At 60.0% G+C, this 18,044-nt stretch carries 14 protein-coding genes and 2 tRNA genes; 10 read left to right on the top strand and 6 right to left on the bottom strand.

Annotated features, from left to right (window positions below; all coding sequences use genetic code 11):
• Nucleotides 1-88: 88 nt before the first annotated feature.
• Nucleotides 89-520: a MaoC family dehydratase gene (locus tag A6M21_RS00075; protein WP_066665948.1), complete on the bottom strand. Its 432-nt coding sequence runs from the start codon at nucleotides 518-520 to the stop codon at nucleotides 89-91.
• 628 nt (nucleotides 521-1,148) lie between these two features.
• Here A6M21_RS00075 and thrC point away from each other — a divergent pair.
• The 3 genes from thrC to A6M21_RS18195 all read left to right on the top strand — a co-directional run bounded on the left by thrC (nucleotide 1,149) and on the right by A6M21_RS18195 (nucleotide 3,311).
• Complete coding sequence (gene thrC, locus A6M21_RS00070) at nucleotides 1,149-2,651, top strand: threonine synthase (RefSeq protein WP_066665943.1); 1,503 nt, start codon at nucleotides 1,149-1,151, stop codon at nucleotides 2,649-2,651.
• Nucleotides 2,652-2,796: 145 nt separating this feature from the next.
• Entirely contained in the window at nucleotides 2,797-3,057 is a 261-nt protein-coding gene (locus A6M21_RS00065) for a hypothetical protein (protein ID WP_066665748.1), read from the top strand.
• On the top strand, nucleotides 3,045-3,311 hold the full coding sequence (locus tag A6M21_RS18195; protein ID WP_151191726.1) for a type II toxin-antitoxin system RelE/ParE family toxin: 267 nt from the start codon (nucleotides 3,045-3,047) through the stop codon (nucleotides 3,309-3,311). The genes A6M21_RS00065 and A6M21_RS18195 overlap by 13 nt, the downstream gene beginning before the upstream one ends.
• A 69-nt stretch (nucleotides 3,312-3,380) precedes the next feature.
• On the opposite strand, the gene A6M21_RS00060 is transcribed toward A6M21_RS18195, so the two are convergent.
• The 3 genes from A6M21_RS00060 to gltX all read right to left on the bottom strand — a co-directional run bounded on the left by A6M21_RS00060 (nucleotide 3,381) and on the right by gltX (nucleotide 5,093).
• Nucleotides 3,381-3,456 (bottom strand) — tRNA-Glu (locus A6M21_RS00060).
• 8 nt (nucleotides 3,457-3,464) lie between these two features.
• Nucleotides 3,465-3,538 (bottom strand) — tRNA-Gln (locus tag A6M21_RS00055).
• Nucleotides 3,539-3,620: 82 nt separating this feature from the next.
• Complete coding sequence (gene gltX / locus A6M21_RS00050; protein WP_066665747.1) at nucleotides 3,621-5,093, bottom strand: glutamate--tRNA ligase; 1,473 nt, start codon at nucleotides 5,091-5,093, stop codon at nucleotides 3,621-3,623.
• 143 nt (nucleotides 5,094-5,236) lie between these two features.
• On the opposite strand from gltX, the gene A6M21_RS18190 reads away from it, so the two are divergent.
• Nucleotides 5,237-5,461: a hypothetical protein gene (locus A6M21_RS18190; RefSeq protein WP_151191725.1), complete on the top strand. Its 225-nt coding sequence runs from the start codon at nucleotides 5,237-5,239 to the stop codon at nucleotides 5,459-5,461.
• 106 nt (nucleotides 5,462-5,567) lie between these two features.
• Here A6M21_RS18190 and A6M21_RS00045 read toward each other — a convergent pair whose 3' ends face one another.
• Complete coding sequence (locus tag A6M21_RS00045) at nucleotides 5,568-7,457, bottom strand: ASKHA domain-containing protein (RefSeq protein ID WP_066665745.1); 1,890 nt, start codon at nucleotides 7,455-7,457, stop codon at nucleotides 5,568-5,570.
• Nucleotides 7,458-7,822: 365 nt separating this feature from the next.
• Here A6M21_RS00045 and A6M21_RS00040 point away from each other — a divergent pair, with 365 nt between their 5' ends.
• Nucleotides 7,823-8,497, top strand: a complete 675-nt coding sequence (locus A6M21_RS00040; protein ID WP_066665735.1) for a Crp/Fnr family transcriptional regulator — start codon at nucleotides 7,823-7,825, stop codon at nucleotides 8,495-8,497.
• Between the two features lie 150 nt (nucleotides 8,498-8,647).
• Here the strand turns inward: A6M21_RS00040 and A6M21_RS00035 are convergent, their stop codons facing one another.
• Complete coding sequence (locus A6M21_RS00035) at nucleotides 8,648-9,703, bottom strand: glycosyl hydrolase family 18 protein (protein ID WP_078060281.1); 1,056 nt, start codon at nucleotides 9,701-9,703, stop codon at nucleotides 8,648-8,650.
• Nucleotides 9,704-10,091: 388 nt separating this feature from the next.
• Between A6M21_RS00035 and A6M21_RS00030 the strand changes: the two genes are divergently transcribed.
• The 5 genes from A6M21_RS00030 to A6M21_RS00005 all read left to right on the top strand — a co-directional run bounded on the left by A6M21_RS00030 (nucleotide 10,092) and on the right by A6M21_RS00005 (nucleotide 17,913).
• Nucleotides 10,092-11,276 carry a M24 family metallopeptidase gene (locus A6M21_RS00030; RefSeq protein WP_066665733.1) on the top strand — a complete coding sequence of 395 codons (1,185 nt, stop codon included), beginning with the start codon at nucleotides 10,092-10,094 and terminating at the stop codon, nucleotides 11,274-11,276.
• Between the two features lie 241 nt (nucleotides 11,277-11,517).
• The gene (locus A6M21_RS00025) at nucleotides 11,518-13,812 is read left to right on the top strand and encodes a RecQ family ATP-dependent DNA helicase (RefSeq protein ID WP_066665731.1); all 2,295 of its coding nucleotides are present in this window, start codon (nucleotides 11,518-11,520) and stop codon (nucleotides 13,810-13,812) included.
• 159 nt (nucleotides 13,813-13,971) lie between these two features.
• The gene (gene cas6, locus A6M21_RS00020; RefSeq protein ID WP_066665729.1) at nucleotides 13,972-14,751 is read left to right on the top strand and encodes a CRISPR system precrRNA processing endoribonuclease RAMP protein Cas6; all 780 of its coding nucleotides are present in this window, start codon (nucleotides 13,972-13,974) and stop codon (nucleotides 14,749-14,751) included.
• A gap of 566 nt (nucleotides 14,752-15,317) precedes the next feature.
• Nucleotides 15,318-16,973 (top strand): hypothetical protein, encoded by a 1,656-nt coding sequence (locus A6M21_RS00010; protein ID WP_066665725.1) that lies wholly within the window; start codon nucleotides 15,318-15,320, stop codon nucleotides 16,971-16,973.
• A gap of 16 nt (nucleotides 16,974-16,989) precedes the next feature.
• Entirely contained in the window at nucleotides 16,990-17,913 is a 924-nt protein-coding gene (locus A6M21_RS00005) for a hypothetical protein (protein WP_066665724.1), read from the top strand.
• The last annotated feature ends 131 nt before the right edge of the window (nucleotides 17,914-18,044 follow it).

Genomic DNA, 18,044 nt, shown 5'->3' with positions numbered 1-18,044 from the left:
ACGTTACCGCAGCCTGTGGTTTTGACCGGTTAAACTTGCGGCCGCCCGGTTCCGGACTTTTGGTTCGCCGGGTGCAACCGGTCCGGTGTTACCGCCGGTGGGAAATGGGGATGATCTTGCCGGACACCTCTCCTTCCACCACCACCCGGCCCTGCTGGTTGGTGCAGATCATACGCAGGGTCAGCTTGTTTTTCACCGGATCCTTCTCTGTTACTTCGATGCGTGCGCAGATGGTGTCGCCGATGTAGACCGGCGCCGGAAAGCGAAAGGACATGCGCCCGGCCGGGTAGGGCTCGGGTAAAAGGGTGCCGCCGGCGTGGGTGAGCATGCTGCCCGTGAGCAGGCCGGGCACCACCCGGTCTTTGAAACCGCACAGCGCGGCCGCGCCGGGGTCCACATGGATCGGGTTGAAGTCGCCGGTGACGCCGGTGAAAGTGGATACGTCCCCTTCGGTGAATGTGCGGTAAAAAGTAACGCTGTCGCCCACCTGCATATCGGTCCAGGTTGTGAAATGACGCATGGAAAAACCGTTCCTTTCTTTATGGGAATGTGTATCCCTGTCAGGACCGTTCCCTTCCGCCCTGAAAATAGATTTCGTTCCTCTGTTTGTACCGCCGCAGGCGGCGTGGCGGTCTTGACAGAAAAACATCCCTGTCAAGAAATTCCTGCCTCATCGACCCATGACTGGACGGCTTCCCGCCCCCGCCGGCGGGATTTCCCCGGGCGTAAATTCATGCTTCCCGGCGGAGTTGCCGTCCTCGTCCGGTGATTATATCATTATTCGGAATATTCTCTGTGCAAAGGGATAATCCTGCCTGATATGGCGCTGCCGGCAGGATTTTCGGTCGGCGGCGGATAATTAGTAAACGTAAATCAGCTTTACGTGAGCAGGTTCGCTGCGACCTCGCCAAAGAACAGCGATAAGCCCGCTGTTTCCGGTAGTGCCGCACTTGTTCAGTATTCCCGGCGCCGGCGCGTCAGCAACCGCTGCAACGTTTAAAAGGCTTGGCCCTTGGTTGACGCGCTAACATCTTTTGCCTTATACACATAACATTCCGTGGTTCATGTGGCGGTACCGGGGGGTTCCGGGCCGCGGCAAAAGCGTACTGTACCGCAAGCAAATGACCACCGGACAAGGAGTTGTATCTATGCTTTTATATGAAAGCACCCGCGGCAGTACCGCCCCCGTGCCCGCAGCCGGGGCGATCAAAACGGGCATCGCCCCGGACGGGGGGTTGTTTGTCCCCGTCCGTGACGTGTCCATGCCTCCGGAGGAACTGGCCGGCCTGGTGGAACAGGATTACCGCCGGCGGGCGGCGGCTGTTTTACAGCTTTTTCTCACCGATTTTTCACCAGCGGAAATCCGGGACTGTGTTTCCGGCGCCTACGGCGGGGACAAATTCGACCACCCGGCGGTGGCCCCGGCGATCAAGCTGGATGACGGCCTGTTCGTCCTGGAACTCTGGCACGGCCCCACCTGCGCCTTCAAGGACATGGCCCTGCAGATGCTGCCCCGGCTTTTGCCCCTGGCGGCGGCCAAAACCGGCGAAGACAAACAGATCGCCATCCTGGTGGCCACCTCCGGCGACACGGGCAAAGCCGCCCTGGAAGGATTCCGGGACGTGCCGGGCACACGCATCATCGTCTTCTACCCGGCGCGCGGGGTCAGCGAAATGCAGCGGCTGCAGATGGTCACCCAGGCCGGAAACAATGTGCACTTGGTGGCGGTGGAGGGCAACTTCGACCAGACCCAGAGCGGGGTGAAGGAAATCTTTGCCGACCCGGCAATGAATGCGGCGGCGGGGAAGGGCGGTTACCGCTTTTCTTCGGCCAACTCGATCAACTGGGGGCGGCTGGTGCCCCAGATCGTTTACTATTTTTCGGCCTACCTGGATCTGCTGCGGCAGGGGGAGATCACTTCCGGCGAGGCCGTGAACTTTGTTGTGCCCACGGGCAACTTCGGCAACATCCTGGCCGCTTATTACGCCCGGCGGATGGGCCTGCCGGTGCACCGGCTGATCTGCGCGGCCAACCGGAACAACGTGCTCACCGACTTCATCCGCACCGGCATTTATGACCGGGGCCGGGAGTTTTACCGGACCACCTCGCCCTCCATGGACATCCTCATCTCCAGCAACCTGGAGCGGCTGCTATATGCCGTCACCGGCCGGGACGCCGGCCGGGTGCGGAACTGGATGGAATCGTTGCGGACGGTGGGCCGTTATGAGGTGGACGATGATGTGCGTAAGCAAATCCAGGCCGTCTTCTGGTCGGATTTTGCCGGCGACGGGCAGACCGCGGCCGCCATCCGGGACACCCACAAGCGCTACAACTACCTGCTGGATACCCACACCGCCGTGGGCAAGTTCGTATACGACCGCTACCGGGAGGCCACCGGGGACGCCCATAAGACGGTGCTTGTTTCCACCGCCAGCCCCTTCAAGTTCAACCAGAGCGTGGCTGCGGCCGTGCTGGGGGAAGAAGCGGTGCGCGGGCGGGACGAATTCGCCCTGCTGTCGGCACTATCCCGCTTTACCGGACTACCCGTGCCGCAGGGACTGCGCGACCTGGACATAAAGCCGGTGCGTCACACCCTGACCGTGGCGCCGGGGGAGATGAAGCGGGTGGTGCGGGAGATTCTGGGCGGGTAAATGATACAGTTAAGCCGGGGTGCACACCCCGGCTTAAAAATTGGTAGCCCCAACGGGTTCTTTACGAATTGCCCTTACTGACAGGATATGGTATACTGATCTAAATGGTGAGACAGTGTCAGGTTTAACCCTGGAGGTGATTTCGGTGGCCGCTAATCTTGATCGCTTAATTAAAGAAATTAAAAGTTTGTCATCTGAAGAGAAATATGAGTTGGCCCGCCGGTTGAATGAAGAAGCTGTCTTCGACGACCAGTCATGGTTCTGGACTCCCGAATGGCAAGCAGCGGAAAAAGAGGCCGACGACGACATTGCGGCAGGGAGAGTTTACCGTTATGATAATGTTGATGATTTAATACGCTCGGTACGCGATAGAAAAAACCGGGAGCAAGAAAAATGCGATTTGTAGCAACAGAAAAATTCGAGAAGTCGTTAAGCCGCATGAGTGACATAAACATTTACGCTGTTGAAAAGGCATTAAGGCTGCTGCGTGATAATCCTAAACATCCTTCCTTGCGTGTTAAGCGGGTTAAAGGAACTGCTGATATCTGGGAAGCCAGTGCTACGAAATCAATAAGAATTACATTTCGTTTCTTAAATCAAGATATTATTCAACTAAGGAATGTTGGCACTCATGAACAAGTATTCAAGCCACCTTACTAATTTTTACATGGTTTTAATTCTATATATCCAAAAAATTAAGCCGGGGGATATATACCCCGGCTTAAAAATTGGTAGCCCCAACGGGATTCGAACCCGTGTCTCCACCTTGAGAGGGTGGTGTCCTGGGCCTCTAGACGATAGGGCCAAATGAAATGGCTGCGGGACTAGGATTCGAACCTAGGCAACATGATCCAGAGTCATGTGTGCTACCACTACACCATCCCGCAGCGGCAATAATTATTATAACACACCGCTTTGCTTTTTGCAAGGGTTCTGTGAGCTGTGTTTTTGCAAGCTATACTTGTTCCGTTAGCTTTTTTGGTTTTTTTCAATCCACCGGATGGCCCGGTCCAACCTTGTCAGGCAATTTTCCCGGCCGAGCAGGACGATGATGTCGAACAGGCCGGGGCCGACGGTGCGGCCTGAAATTGCCAGCCGGGTGGGATGGATCAGCGCCCCGCCGGAGACGCCCAGTGCTTCGGTGACCTGGCGGTAGGCGGCTTCGGTTTGCTCCAGATCGAAGGGCTGCACCGCGGCCAGCGCCTGCCGGCCGCGGGCCAGGGTTTCAGTCACGCCGGGTTTGCTGAAGTGTTTGCGCACGCCCTTCTCCTCATAGGTGAAGTCGTCCCGGAAGAAGTAGGAGGCGGCGTCCGCCAGTTCCACCAGGGTGTGCACCCGGCTGCGCACGGCCGCCACCACCCGGGTGATGTAGTCCATTTCTTCCGGGGATGGCGCCGGCGGAATCAGCGCGCCGGCCTGCAGGAAGGGCAGTGCTTCCCGCACCACCGTATCCAGGGGCAGGTTGTTGATATACTGGGCGTTCAGCCAGGTCAGCTTGCGCACGTCGTAAATGGCGGCGGACTTGTTGATCGCCTCCAGCGAGAAGAGGGACACCATTTCTTCCCGGGACATGATCTCCTTGTCCGCGCCGGGGGACCAGCCCAACAGGGCCAGGTAGTTGACAATGGCCGGGGCCAGGTAGCCCTGCTCCCGGAATTCTTCCACCGCCGTGGCACCGTGGCGTTTGGACAGCTTGGAGCGGTCCGGGGCCAGGATCATGGGCACGTGGGCGAACTGCGGCGGCGGATAGCCCAGGGCGTTGTAAATGACAAGCTGTTTGGGCGTGTTGGACAGGTGTTCCTCGGCCCGCAGTACGTGGGTAATGCCCATGCCGTGGTCGTCCACCACGCAGGCGAAATTGTAGGTGGCGATGCCGTTGGACTTCATGATGATGAAATCGTCCAGCGTGCTGTTGTCGAAAGTCACTTCGCCCCGGATCAAATCCCGCACCACGGTGCTGCCTTCCGCGGGCGCCTTGATGCGCAGCACCGGTTTGAGGCCGGCCGCTTCTTTGGCCTTTCGGGCGGCTTCGTCCAGGTGCCGGCAGCGGCCGTCGTAGCGGGGCGCCCGGCCGCTTTGGCGGGCTTCCTCCCGCATTTGGGCCAGTTCATCCGGGGTGCAGTAGCAGGGGTAGGCCAGTCCGGCGTCCAACAAACGCTTCGCTTCCTGCCGGTACAATTCCAGTCGTTCGGATTGCCGGTAGGGTCCTTTCGGGCCGCCGGCCACCGGGCCTTCATCCCAGTCCAGGCCCAGCCAGCGCAGGGTGCGTTCGATTCCCGCCGCCGCTTCCGCTATGTAACGTTGCGTATCGGTATCTTCCACCCGCAGGATGAATTTACCGTTTTCCTTGCGGGCGAAAAGCCAGTTGAAAAGGGCCGTGCGCGCCCCACCGATGTGCAGGCTGCCGGTGGGGCTGGGGGCGAATCTGACGCGTACACTCATGAAAACCGCTCTCCTTGGTTGCCTTTTAGCATTCACGCCTTATTATATTGCCCGTCCGCACGGCGGTCAACCCCGGCGGGGCCGCGGGCGGCCAAACTGCGGAATAAGCGGCCAGAGGGATTGCCGGCAAGCAGGCAATTGGGATGATTGGCTGTATTCCCGGGCTGACGATTAGAAAACGGGAGTCATTGGTGTCATTGATAGTCAACAGAAATCACGCGCAATATGCAGCGCTGCCGGGTTCGCTCCGAATCTGGATGGCAGCGGCATTGATTATCATGGAAAATAATTTAAAGTTATGCACATGCCGCTGCTGGCAGCAACTTGGTCTGGCAGTAAACTTTTTTCGCCGCAGCATGGAGCGATAAGGTGCGATCACAATCTTTAAGAGAACGTTTTCACATTCAGAGGTTCAAACAAAAAGGGCGGGAGTTTTCACTCCCGCCGCAGCCCGGCCGGATTGGCCGGGGGCCGTTAAGCGGCATGGATTAAGGAGGGGAACAGGTTGATGTCCGTATGGGGCAAAAACAGGGCGGAGACGAATTCGTCCATGAACTCGTTGCCCACGCTCAGTTCCAGGTAAGTCACCTTGGCCGCCAGGGCCTCCACCTCGTCCCGCACCCGGCGGGAAAGAAGCGCCATTTTGGCCCCTTTAACCGAACTATTGCCGATGTATTTGTATTTTTCCAGCGGCACGTCGGGGAACAGGCCGATCGAAATGGCGTCCTGGATGCCGATGTAGCGCCCGAAACCGCCGGCAATCAGGATGCGGTCGATGGCTTCGACGGGCAGATCCACCATGCGCAGCATGGTCCGGATGCCGGCGAAAATGGCCCCCTTGGAGCGGATCAGGTTTTTCACGTCGGCTTCGGTAATGACGATGTCCTTGCCGTTGCCCGATTCCGCCGCCCGGGCCAGCACGTACTCCGGACCGTCGTCACCTTCCCGCCAGCGGGTCAGGTCCGGCCGCGGCAGGAACTGGCCTGTGCGGTCGATTATGCCGGCCTCCCGCAGGGCGGAAATCAGGTCAATCAGGCCGGAGCCGCAGATGCCCAGCGGTTTGGCGTCGCCCACGGTGTTATAGGTGACTTCGCCGTTCGCGGGGTCGATTTCCACATGCTCGATCGCTCCGGCCATGGCGCGCATGCCGTTGGTGATGCCGCCGCCCTCGAAGGCCGGGCCGGCCGAACAGGCGCAGGCCAGCAGCCATTCCCGGTTGCCCAGCACCATTTCTCCGTTGGTGCCCACGTCGATGAACAGGGTCAGTTCCTCGGCCCGGTCGATTTCAATCAGCCGCGCGCCGGACATGATGTCGCCGCCCACGTAACTGGCCACGCCGGGCAGGCAGTGCACCAGCGCGCGCGGGTTGATGTGCAGGCCCAGTTCGCCGGCTGGCACCGGCGGCAGGGAGTTGGCCGCCGGGGTGTAGGGCTCGAGACGGATATACTCCGGGTCGATGCCCAGGAACAGGTGGGTCATGGTGGTGTTGCCGGCGCAGGCCACAGCGCGCACATCCGCCGGGGCGATATTGTTTTCGGGGAGCATCTGATCGATCAATTCATTGATCGTGTCCACCACCGCTTTTTGCATTTCCTGCCGGCCGTCTTTGTTATCCACGGCGTAGACGATGCGCGAAATGACATCGTCGCCGTAAACCGCCTGCTTGTTGTAGGTGCCGCGGACGCACACCGTGCGGCCATCGGTCAAATCCACCAGTTGCACCACCACGGTGGTGGTGCCGATGTCCACGGCCAGCCCGTAGTAATTGTCCTCCCTGAAGCCAGGTTCCACGCCGGTGATTTCAATGTAGCCCTTGACGTCGGCCAGGGAAAGGGTCACCTGCCAGCCGTTGCGGCGCAATGCCCCGGGCAGGGCGTTCAGCGCTTCCAGGCTGAAGCGGGCGTTGTCAATTCCGGTGGCCTGCTTCAAGGCGGCCAGAGTGCGCCCGGCGTCGTCACGGCTGTCGTCTAGCGTGGCCGGCGGCACGGTCAATTTAACTTTTTGGAACAACGGATCCAGTGTGGACGGCAGGTCCGCACGGGAACTGCGATCCTCCGCCAGCAGCACCCGGTGCTCGGACAGGCGGGATTCCGCCGGTACCTCCACCACCACCGTGCATTGGGGGATGCTCTGGCAGGCCAGCACATAACCGGCCGCCTGCTGTTCGGCGGTCAGCTTGCCGGTCTGCAGTTGCTTCACTTCACCTTCCCGCACGATCATGCGGCAGCGGCCGCAGGTGCCGTTGCCGCCGCAGGAAGCCTTGAGGGGAATGTTGGCCTCGGCGGCCGCCTGGAGCAGTGTTTCCCCTTCCCGGATGGTCACTGTTTTGTCATCGGGTAAAAAACGCACGGAAAATTCAGCCATTTCCTGTCTCCGCCCCTTTCACATGTATAAATTCGAGCCGCACCCGGCCGTTTCCTTTTTATCTTGTATTTTGGCCTGTCTGCCCGCTGAAAACCGCACCCGTTGTTTTTGCGGCCGTGCGGCCCGGTGGCGTGCCGGAGAAAACCGCCGGCATAATGAATAATGAACTTATTTTCATTATAACACGGTTTACTTTTTTGTCCACGTATTCTAGAATTAATTATAAACCCGCTTTTGCGAATTGTCTGTGAAGTAGCTTACACTCCGGTCATTTTTCGCCGGCGCTGCTCTGGCTGCAGCGCGCTGCTGTCTTTGGCGATGCGGCCGGTGGATAAATAATTTCCGTCACCGAAAGGGGGATTCTTTTGCTTTCCGCTGCCGGACTGAACAGGGTGGATTTATTAAAAGAGCTTTCTTCCTACCTGGTCAATTTTGCCGAAAAACTGCCGGTAATGGAGGTGGACCGGGGTACGGTGATTCTCACCCCGGAGGATCCCCGGGCGGTGCTTTACCTGATCCGGGACGGCCGGGTGCAGCTGTATAAAATTACGGCCGACGGCAAGCAGTGCACACTGACTATTTTACAGACCGGCGATATTTTCGGCGAAACTCATCTGTTCTGCACCGGCTGCCGGCAGGTATACGCCTCCGCCCTGACAGACGCAGTGCTGTACAGTATAGACAGTGATTTGTTCCAAAAGCTGATGCTGGAAAATCCCGGCCTGGGCCTGCAGATGCTGGCCTGGACCAGCCGGCGTTTGCAGGAAACGGAAGATTTGCTGGAGCAAATCGCCTATGGTGATGTGCGCGCACGTGTTCTATACCAGTTGCTGCGCCTGTGTGAAGACTTCGGTATGCCGGAGGAGGAAGGATGCCGTCTGAACATCCAGTTGACCCAGCAGGACCTGGCCAATATGGTGGCGGCCAGCCGGGAAACGGTGAGCACGCTGCTCGGACAACTGGGCCGGGAGGGGTTGATTGATACCAGTCAGCGCCAGTGGCTGGTGCGCTGTGCAGAAATCAAGCTGGACCGGGAATAGCCCGGCCGGGCCGTTATGGACGCCGGTGACGGGAAATTGAGGTCATTTCCATCCTTCAGCTGATACCGCGCCGGCTGTATTGATATCCGTCCTGCAGCAATCCGGGCCGGCAATGGATCTTTCCGCCGGCCCGGTTGGCTTCCGCGTTTGCTACCGTTTGCCCCAGTTTTTGATGATTGTATCCCAGAATTTGGCGTCTTCAAATCCCAGCCGCCAGATGCAGATGCCTTTAAGTTTATATTTTTTCACCAGATCGATCTTGGTCTGCAAAGTGGCCGCATTTTCAAACCATACCTCCCGCTCGACGCCGTAACTGTCGCGGTAGGAATAGTAGGGCTCCTGGTATTGATTGCTCCAGTGCACCGGAATGCCCTTCATGCTTACCTGTTCGTCGATGCTTTTGGTGGGCAGGGAGAAGCCGCCGGTTTGATTGGCCGGCCAGTCGTAGCCGTAGGTGGCCACCCCCAGGCAAATCTGCCAGGGCCGGAACCCCTGCTCGATGGCCGTTTTGATGTTGGTCTCCACCCAGGCAAAGGGTGCCACCGGGCCGGGCGGGCTGGAGCCCTGACTGTGATCATAGCACATCAGGGTGACCTTGTCCACGTAGGGGGCCAGGCCGCCGTAATCGTAAATGCCGGACATTGATGCCGAAACCTGCACGTGCGGCAGTACGCTCATGTCCGTCTTCTTGCCCATGGCGTGCAGTTTGCCGCTGAGCAGCTTCATGAACAGGGTCAGTTGATCCCGGTCCAAACTGAAATCTTTGTTTCCCTCCGGTATGAATTCAAAGTCTATATTCACACCGTCATAATTGTTCGCTTTGACCACATTGACAATGTTGGCGATGGTCCGGTCGCGCACCGCCGGATCGACCAGCACGGCGTCCTGGCTGCCCACCAGGTTGATCAGCGGTACGATGCGGATTCCCTGCTGACGGGCGAAGGATATGGCCGCCGGGACCGGTTCCTCAATCAGGCTGCCGTCTTTTTTTACATGGTACCACAGGGGGGAAACTTCATTTAATACATTGGCGTGCAGCTTGAGTGAGGGAAAAGAATCGGTGGGTCCGGGCTGGTTGACGTAGAAAGCGTGCACTCCCGGTCTGGCGGCGGGGAAAAGCGGCTTGCGCGCCTGGGCGCAACCCCAGGCCGCCGTCGCGGCCAGAGCCAGGATGAGCAGGGAAGCGAAAAATCTTTTGCTGCGCATTTTCACCCATTCCTTCCGCAATTGGTTTTGTTTAGTTTGCTTGTAATCCGGCCGGGGTATGAGCGGAATGAAAAGGAACGAGGGTAAAAAGGTGCCAGCAGCCCGTCTTTTTGGACGGATTTTAAAATATTCGCCATCGCCGGGCAGGGAGTGGCGGTTGAGGCGCGAATTGTACACCGAAATGCTTGGTGCCGGATCATTTTGATGAAGCGGTGCGGTGTATTGTTCCGGCAGCAATCCGTCCGGGCGGAGTGTGACAGCCGCCCGGTCCCGGCTGCGCTTGAAATTTTGAAGAAGCGGCAGCATCATGCCCGCATTTGACATATCAGGGGACAAGTATGGTTGGCGGCCGGGTTCCGGATGCTCATAGAACGAAAGGCGGTGAACAATGGTGACCTGTTTGCACGGGTTGCTGTCCAGAGTGGCGGCACTGCAGGAGCTTTTATGCCGTGACGGTATGGACGGCGCGTTGATCCTGCAAAGCGCCGATCTGGTCTATTTTTGCGGCACTTATCAGGATGCCCGCCTGTATGTCCCGGCGCGCGGCCGGGCGGTATTGACGGTGCGGCGCAGTATGGGGCGCATAGACCCCTCCCGGGTGCCGGCGGATGTGGTTCCTTTGAGTAAACCGGCCGGCATACCCGATGTCCTGGCCGCCCGCGGGCTGAAAATGCCGGCGGTGCTGGGCATGGAACTGGACGTGCTGCCGGTGGCCCTGTTCCGGCGCTACGAAAAGATTTTTACCAGCCGCATCGTCGACTGCTCACCGCAGATCAGGACTTTGCGGATGGTCAAATCGACGGCTGAAATCAATTTGATGAAAGAATCGGCCGCCATGATGGACGGCGTTTATGCCCGCATTCCGGACCTGCTGCAGGAGGGGATGAGCGAGTATGAACTGGCTGCGGCGGTGGAGGCGGCCGCCCGACGGGCCGGTCATACCGGCCTGATCCGGGTGCGCGGGTTCAACCAGGAGTTTTTCTACGGCTGCCTGCTGGCCGGCCCCAGCGGCGGGGTGTCCAGCTACTTTGACAGTCCGCTGGGCGGTCCCGGGCTTACTCCGGCCTTTCCTTTCGGGGTGGGCCGGCATGTGATTGCCGCCGGTGACCCGGTGATGGTGGATTATGTCGGGGTGGTCAACGGCTACCAGGTGGACATGACGCGTGTTTTCGCCATCGGTTCGCTGTCCGGCGACTTGCTTGCCGCCCACCGGACGGCGGTGGCCATTCAGGACGCCATAGCGGCCGCCGCCCGGCCGGGGGTGACCGGGGACGAGCTGTACGGGCTGGCGCTTGACATGGCTGTCAAGGCCGGCCTGGGCGGGCACTTTATGGGTTACGGCGACCAGGTGAAATTCGTCGGGCACGGCATCGGCCTGGAGCTGAACGAATGGCCCGTGCTCGGCCGGGGTATGAAGGAACCCCTGCAGGCCGGCATGACCCTGGCAGTGGAGCCCAAGTTCATCTTCCCCGGCCGCGGGGCGGTGGGAGTGGAAAACACCTTCGCGGTCACCCCGGACGGCCTGGAGCGGCTGACCAGCTATCCCGACGACGTGGTTATTGTCGGCGGTTGACCGGGTGCCGCCGCGCCGTCCGGTGGCCTGTGGAACCGCTGTGCCGCCTGCGCCGGATAGCATTGCAGCCGGCCGGGACTTTCCGGCCGCACAAGGAACCGCTGCGGCCGGCAGCCTCTGCCGCCCGGTAAGTGCAGGATTTAATACCCGTCACTGCCGGTTATGATCGCTGTTGCCGGGCGGAAGCATGAAAATAATGCTCTTGTTTATTTTTATGGGAGTCCTTTCGAGGTGATTTCCCTTGACCGTAGATGTTTCCGGACAGGCGCTGGAAGACGCCCTGCGCCGTTATTTCAATTTTTCCTCCTTCCGGCCCGGCCAGCGGGAGGTCATCCGGGCGGTGCTGGGCGGGGAGGACGTGCTGGCGGTGATGCCCACCGGCGGCGGCAAGTCCCTTTGCTACCAGCTGCCGGCGCTGTTGCTGCCCGGCCTGACCCTGGTCGTCTCCCCGCTGGTGGCGCTGATGAAAGACCAGGTGGACGGCCTGTGGGAGAAGAACCTGCGCCAGGCCGCTTTCGTCAACAGCCAGCTGACCCCGGAGGAACAGCGCGAACGGCTGCAGGCGGTGGAAAAAGGCGGCATCAAGCTGCTCTATGTAGCCCCGGAACGCCTGCGCAACCGTTTCTTTCTGGAGCGGATCGGCCGGACCGGGATTGATCTGCTCGTGGTGGACGAAGCGCACTGTGTTTCCCAGTGGGGGCACGACTTCCGGCCCGACTATTTATCCATCGCCGGATTTTATCAGCAGCTGTCCGTCCGTCCCCGGGTGCTCGCCCTCACCGCCACCGCCACCCCGCGGGTGCAGCAGGACATCGTCCGGCAGCTGGAAATCCCGCAGGCCCGGCGGGTGCTCGGGGGCAGCGACCGGCCGAACCTGTTCATTTCCGTACGTAAAGTAAACGACGAAAAGGAGCGGCTGGCCGGGCTGCGCAACTTCCTGGCCGGCCGGCGGGAAACGGGCATTATTTACACCGCCACCCGCAAGGAGGCCGCTGCGGTGGCGGCGTGGCTGAACGACACGCTGCGCCTGCCGGCGGCCTGCTACCACGCCGGGCTGGAGGCGGCGGCGCGCACCCGCATCCAGGAGGAGTTCATCCGGGGCGGCCTGCCCGTGGTGGTGGCCACCAACGCTTTCGGCATGGGCATCGACAAGGAGGACATCCGCTTTGTGGTGCACTATAACCCGCCCGCCTCCCTGGAAGCCTACTACCAGGAGATCGGGCGGGCCGGCCGGGACGGGCGGCCGGCGGACTGCCTGCTTTTTTACCAGGCCCGGGACCGGGCCGTGCAGGAGTGGATGATCAACAACGATACGGTGAACCGGGATGTACTGGCCGCCTTTTGGCGCCTCTGCCGGGACAACATGCGTGACGGCCGGGTGACGATTCCCCTGGAACAGCTGGCGGTACATAAAATCAGCGAGACGCAGCTGCGCCTGATCATCAGCCAGCTGGAAAAGCTGGATGTCTATCGCCTGCTGGACCGGGATCCGGCGGCGGTGACCCTGGAAACGGGCAAACATACCCTGGATGCTGCACGGGCCGGGACTGTCCTCCGGGAAGCGGCCCGGCGGGCGGCGGAACGCAAGGAAAGGCTGAATGCGCTGATCAACTGGATCAATGCCACCCGCTGCCGGCGGGCCGGCCTGCTGGAGTACTTCGGCGAAGAACCGGCCTCCCGGCCGGAACAATGCTGTGACAACTGCTACCGGGTGATGCGCGGCGCGGTGCGCCTGTCCGGCGAGCCTTTGCCGGTGCTGGCCCTGGTGGCCGAACTGCCCCGGCCGCTGGGCCGGAACAAACTGGCCGCCATTTTGCGTGGTTCGCAGGCCAAAGAAATGCAGGGCGCCAATTATCGTCACCTGCGCAATTTCGGCAAGCTGGCCGGCAGGAGGGACCGGGATGTGCTGGCGCTGATCGACCGCCTGCTGGGCGACGGCTACCTGGCTGCGGAAGGAGCGGAATACCCGGTGGTGGTGCTGACGGCGGCCGGCAAAGCAGCGCTGGCCAGGGGGGAGCCCCTGCCGGTGGTGGACGGCCGGTCCGGGCCGGTGCGCCGGGCGGCCGGCGCGGACGGGCCGGCGCGCGAAACGGAAGCCGGCCGGGAAGCGGGTAACGCATGGACGGAAGATGGCGCCGGCAACCCGGCCGGCACGGAGGGGTTGCGCCGGGAGATGGCCGGTGCGCCGGCGGAACAGGATGCCGCGCCGGCTCGCGGCCGTATCATTGGCAAACGGGCGGCGCAGGTGGAGGAACTGTTCCGGCAGGGGCTGGGCGCTGAAGAGATAGCGGCCAGGTTGAGCCGGACCACGGCCACCGTGGAAGCCTATCTGGCCAGGCTGGTGAACGCCGGACGCATTCCGGTGCAGGATCTGGTGCCCTGGGAAGTGCGGCAGCAGATCTACCGGGCGATGGAGCAGGTTGGCCTGGCCCGCCTGAAACCGGTTAAGGAGCTGCTGCCGGAAGAAATACCATACAGTGCGATTAAATATGTGCAGGCGGCCCTGCTCCAGAAGAAGGAAGATCCGGATGAATAAATGCGTGCAGTTTAATGCGGTAAGGAGCCCCGGACGTCCGGGAATTCACGCCGGTGGAGCTTCCACCGGCGGGGCGGGAAACCGTTCGGTCACGGGTCGATGAGGCAGGAGTTTCTTGATAGGAACATTTTTCCATAAAGAAAGGAACGGTGGGGTTGTTTGACCGAACTGCAAAAGTACACCTTTACCGCCGCCTGCCGGCGGGCCGGTGCGGTCAGGGGCCTGGGCGGCGCCGAGCTGCACGGCCTGCTGTTCAGTCTGCTGCGTGACTTTGAGCCCGCTCTGGTCACAGAAATCCATGAAGCGGCGGACAAGCCGTTCGCCCTTTCCCCGCTGACCGGCCCCGGCCGGCGGGAAAAGGGCAGCCTGCATTGTGAAACGGAGAAACAGTACCGGTTCACCCTTTCCTGTCTGAACACGGAAATGTGCGCCCTGGCTGACCGGCTGGCCGGATACTGGCCGGGCATGGCGGTGCGCCTGGGCACGGCGGAGTTCCGCGGTGAAACGGTAACCGGGTCTTGTCCGGACGGCCTCACCTACCAGGACATTTTGACCGGACCCCGCCCGCCCCGGGAAATCACCATCGCCTTCCGTTCCCCCACTTCATTTCGCCAACTGGGCACGCAAATAGTCTTTCCCCTGCCGGAGCGGGTTTTCGGCAGCCTGCGGCAGCGCTGGAACAGCTTCAGCCCGGTGCAACTGCACACGGATACGGATTTCGGCGACCTGCTGGTCAGCCGCTACGAACTGCGTACGGAAATGGTCGCCTTCGATCGTTACAGCATCGTCGGTTTCACCGGCCGCTGCAGCTACCGGCTGCCGCTCCGTTACCCGGATTTTCACGCCGGGCAGCTCCAGACACTGGCCCGTTACGCCTCCCTGGCCGGAGTGGGCTACAAGGTGACCATGGGTTTGGGACAGGCGGAAATGATCGGGTAAACGTGGTTCTTCGCCTGCCCGCAATGGAAGATGGTCATAGCCCCGGCTTTTTTGCCTGTCGTGCGATCAGCCGGGCGGTCTGGACACCGGGTCCGGGTAATGTCGAGCGCCAATACGGGGGACTGCCGGAATCCCGGCGGTCGTTTAATATATATCTGTGCGGGGCGCTGTAAAACCCTCAATCCCCGGACGGTTGCATTACCGGCGTGAATTGGTGCAAACACGAAAAAAATTTGCCGCCGTCCGGTGATATATTTTTGCTTGAATAAATGTCCCCTGTCAAACTGCTTTCGCAATGCAGTGCTAACATGTTTTCAGGGGGATGAATATTGCCGAAACGCCAACTCCGGGGCGGCTGCCGCAAGGCCGGGAAGTGCTGACATTTATTCAGAGGGGCGGGTACAGCCAAGATAGCTCCAAACCAGGCGTCTTGTGGGGTAACGGCCGGCCGGTTAATTTGACGGACGCCGGGATGTTTCATTGGGGGGTGTTTACCGGGAGGTATGTTTCAAGTGCAACTGCCACTGATTGACGGGTGAAAACCGCTTCTAGGGGAGGTGAAAAAAGTGGACATAGTTCTCTTCCGCACCGGCGATCCATGGATGGACTGGGGCCTGGCGGCTTTTTATCATCTGGCCGGTCAGCATCACCGCTACTTCTCCGTTTGCCGGCTGACGGAAGGCCGGCTGGAATTACGCGTTAAACCGTACGTGGAGCCCGGGCGGTACGGGGAGGTGTTGTTTGAATATTTACAGGCCAGGTTGAACGATTTGATTCTGCCGGCGGTGGAAATGAAAGTGCTCGGCTTGGACTACCGCATCCCCGGCGCGGACGGCTTTTGCGATCCGGCCCATACTGTCGCTCTTTCGGGGCAGGAAAGGCAGGCGGTCAAGGATGCCGGTCTGACGCCCGGGGCGCAGGCCACGGTCAGTTTGCGACGTAATTACACCGGTCTAAAAAACGACTGGCTGAAACTGGGCGCCGAACTTAAAACGGCGATCAGCAACTTTTTGACCCAACAAGTTCAGGAAACGGCGAACGGTGAGCAATGCCGGCTTTGCGGCCGCCACGCCCCGGCCGCTGTTTGCCCGGAGATGCGGCAGAACAAGAATCCGTTTTACAATCAACATCACAACAACCGGGTGCGGGGGTACTTGAGCACAGTAACCACCGGCGCCATGTGTCCCACCTGCAACATGTTGAATATCTTTGCCACCGTGCATGATAACACGCCCTATTTCATTGAAGGGCAAAAAGCGACTCACCTGCTGCTGCCGCTGACGGACGACCTGCGGGTGCTGCATAAAATCTTTGCCAATACCCAGGCCCGCCTGCTGGACCTGCTGGATCCGGGTTTGCCAAGCTACCGCACCAATATCCGGGATTTGCGCCATCCCGCCCTGTATCAAGCATTGATCGGCATTTATTTTTCCATCATACACCGCTACCAGCCGGAAAGTGAAGACTATTGCGAGGAGCCGGCGCTGACCACGGAAGAATTGCCACGTTTAAGCCGCTGGGTGGTAATCCGCTACAGCAAGGGGCAAAATGTCAGTTTCGCCCACTTCAACCTGCTGACAGTGGATCACCGGCTGTTCAGCCTGGTACGGGGGCTGACTTACGGTCCGGGCAAGGACCGGTTGGGCAACCTGCATACCACCTTTTTCGGCGCTGTTTCAACGCGGGATGCCCGCCTGGCCGACGACCTGGCCCGGGGAATCGTCCAGCGGGACTGGACCCGGGTCGGGCGCGGCCTGTTCGGTTTACTTAAGGAAAACCGGGCGCCGGGTAACCGGGTCTGGTCCACCGGGCAGGCCTGGCTGTTTTTTGAGGAATTTATTGATTATGCCGCGGGGGAGGTGGATCGATTGCTGGAAGCAAAACTAATGGAAGATTTGAAGGTGATCGGGCGTACCATCGGGGCCAATTTCCGGGAAGACATAGCCCTGTTGACCCGGCTGAACAATGCGCCGGATGCCGGCGCCCTGCGCGGAGTGTTGAGTGAAGCCTTTTTCAAGATGTATAAACTCCGGGCGGGAAGCAGGAAGGAAGGCGGCCCGGACCTGCTGCTTCCCGGCGAAGCGCGGGTGGAAAACATTTTGAGCAGTGTGACGGCGGAAAATATTGAAGCCGTCCGGGATATCCTGCTGATTTACGCCTGCATTTCAGCCTTGCGCGCTCAGCCGGCGGAAAAGGCGGAGAGTAAAAAAGAGCAAGCATAACCGGAGGTGAATATTTATGGAAGACCTGAAATGCATCAGTTTGGTCTGGCTGGCCCGGGCTGATTTGAGCAATTTAAATTCCGGTGAGGGCAGCGGCAACCTCAATGAATTAAAGACCTACGACCACGGGCGCAAGCCCTATATTTCCGGCCAGTCCACCCGCACGGCCATTTTTGAAACCATGGCCCGCAGTTATCCGGATAAATTCCTGTGCACCCCCGAACTGCCCTGCACCAATGTGCGGGAATGCTGGGGCTGCGATATCAGGGGCTTTCTGGCCACTGAAGAGGATGTGGGGGGCCAGCGCCGCTGGTCGCCGCTCAAGGTATCGCCCGGCCTGGGACAGATTCCCGGGGAAATCGTGACCGACCTGCTCACCCGCAGCAGCACAGTGGAAAAGAAAGAACGAAAAAGCACCGACATGCGCATCGCGCACGTTCAGATGATGAATAACATATACCGTTTCGGTCTGGTTATCGACATGGCCAATATCGGTCTGGTGCGCGTGCCGCGCATGGAAGGCAAGGGGAAAGAGCAGCACTTTGCCGGCTGGGAGGAAGCTGTGCATATACCGGCTGAAGAACGGGCGGAAAGGGTGCGGGCCGTGCTGGACGCCGTCTTCAACCTGAGCGGCTTCGCCAAGCAGGCCCGGGCCGCCGCCTCGCTGTCCCCGGATGTTGTGCTCATGACTTTCCAGCCCGCCTACAATCAACGCGGCTTGAAGGCGCTGGAATTGAACGGGCGGGGCGAAGTGAAACTGGACCTGTTGCGGTACGCTTTGCAGGAACACAGGGAACTGGGGCATGAGGTTCTCTTCGGTTATACTCCGGAAGTGGTTTCCAACGGTGATCAGGTTATCGCGCTGGTCGAGGCGGAAGGGGTGGCCGTCTGGCCGGTGCACCGTGTCTTTGCCCGGGCGCGGGAAATGGTGGCCGGTTGATTTGGACGGCGAATATGCTTCCGGAGGTAAGAAGCAGCTTCAGACAGGTCGATAAGTATTGACAAAACATAACAAAACATTTACCATGAATCCATGGAACTATTAACCATAAGCAAGGCAGCAAAAAAGTT

This window comes from Desulfotomaculum copahuensis, assembly GCF_001655685.1.
GTDB classification, from domain to species: domain Bacteria; phylum Bacillota; class Desulfotomaculia; order Desulfotomaculales; family Desulfovirgulaceae; genus Desulfotomaculum_G; species Desulfotomaculum_G copahuensis.
This window is presented reverse-complemented; position numbering and strand designations above follow the sequence as displayed.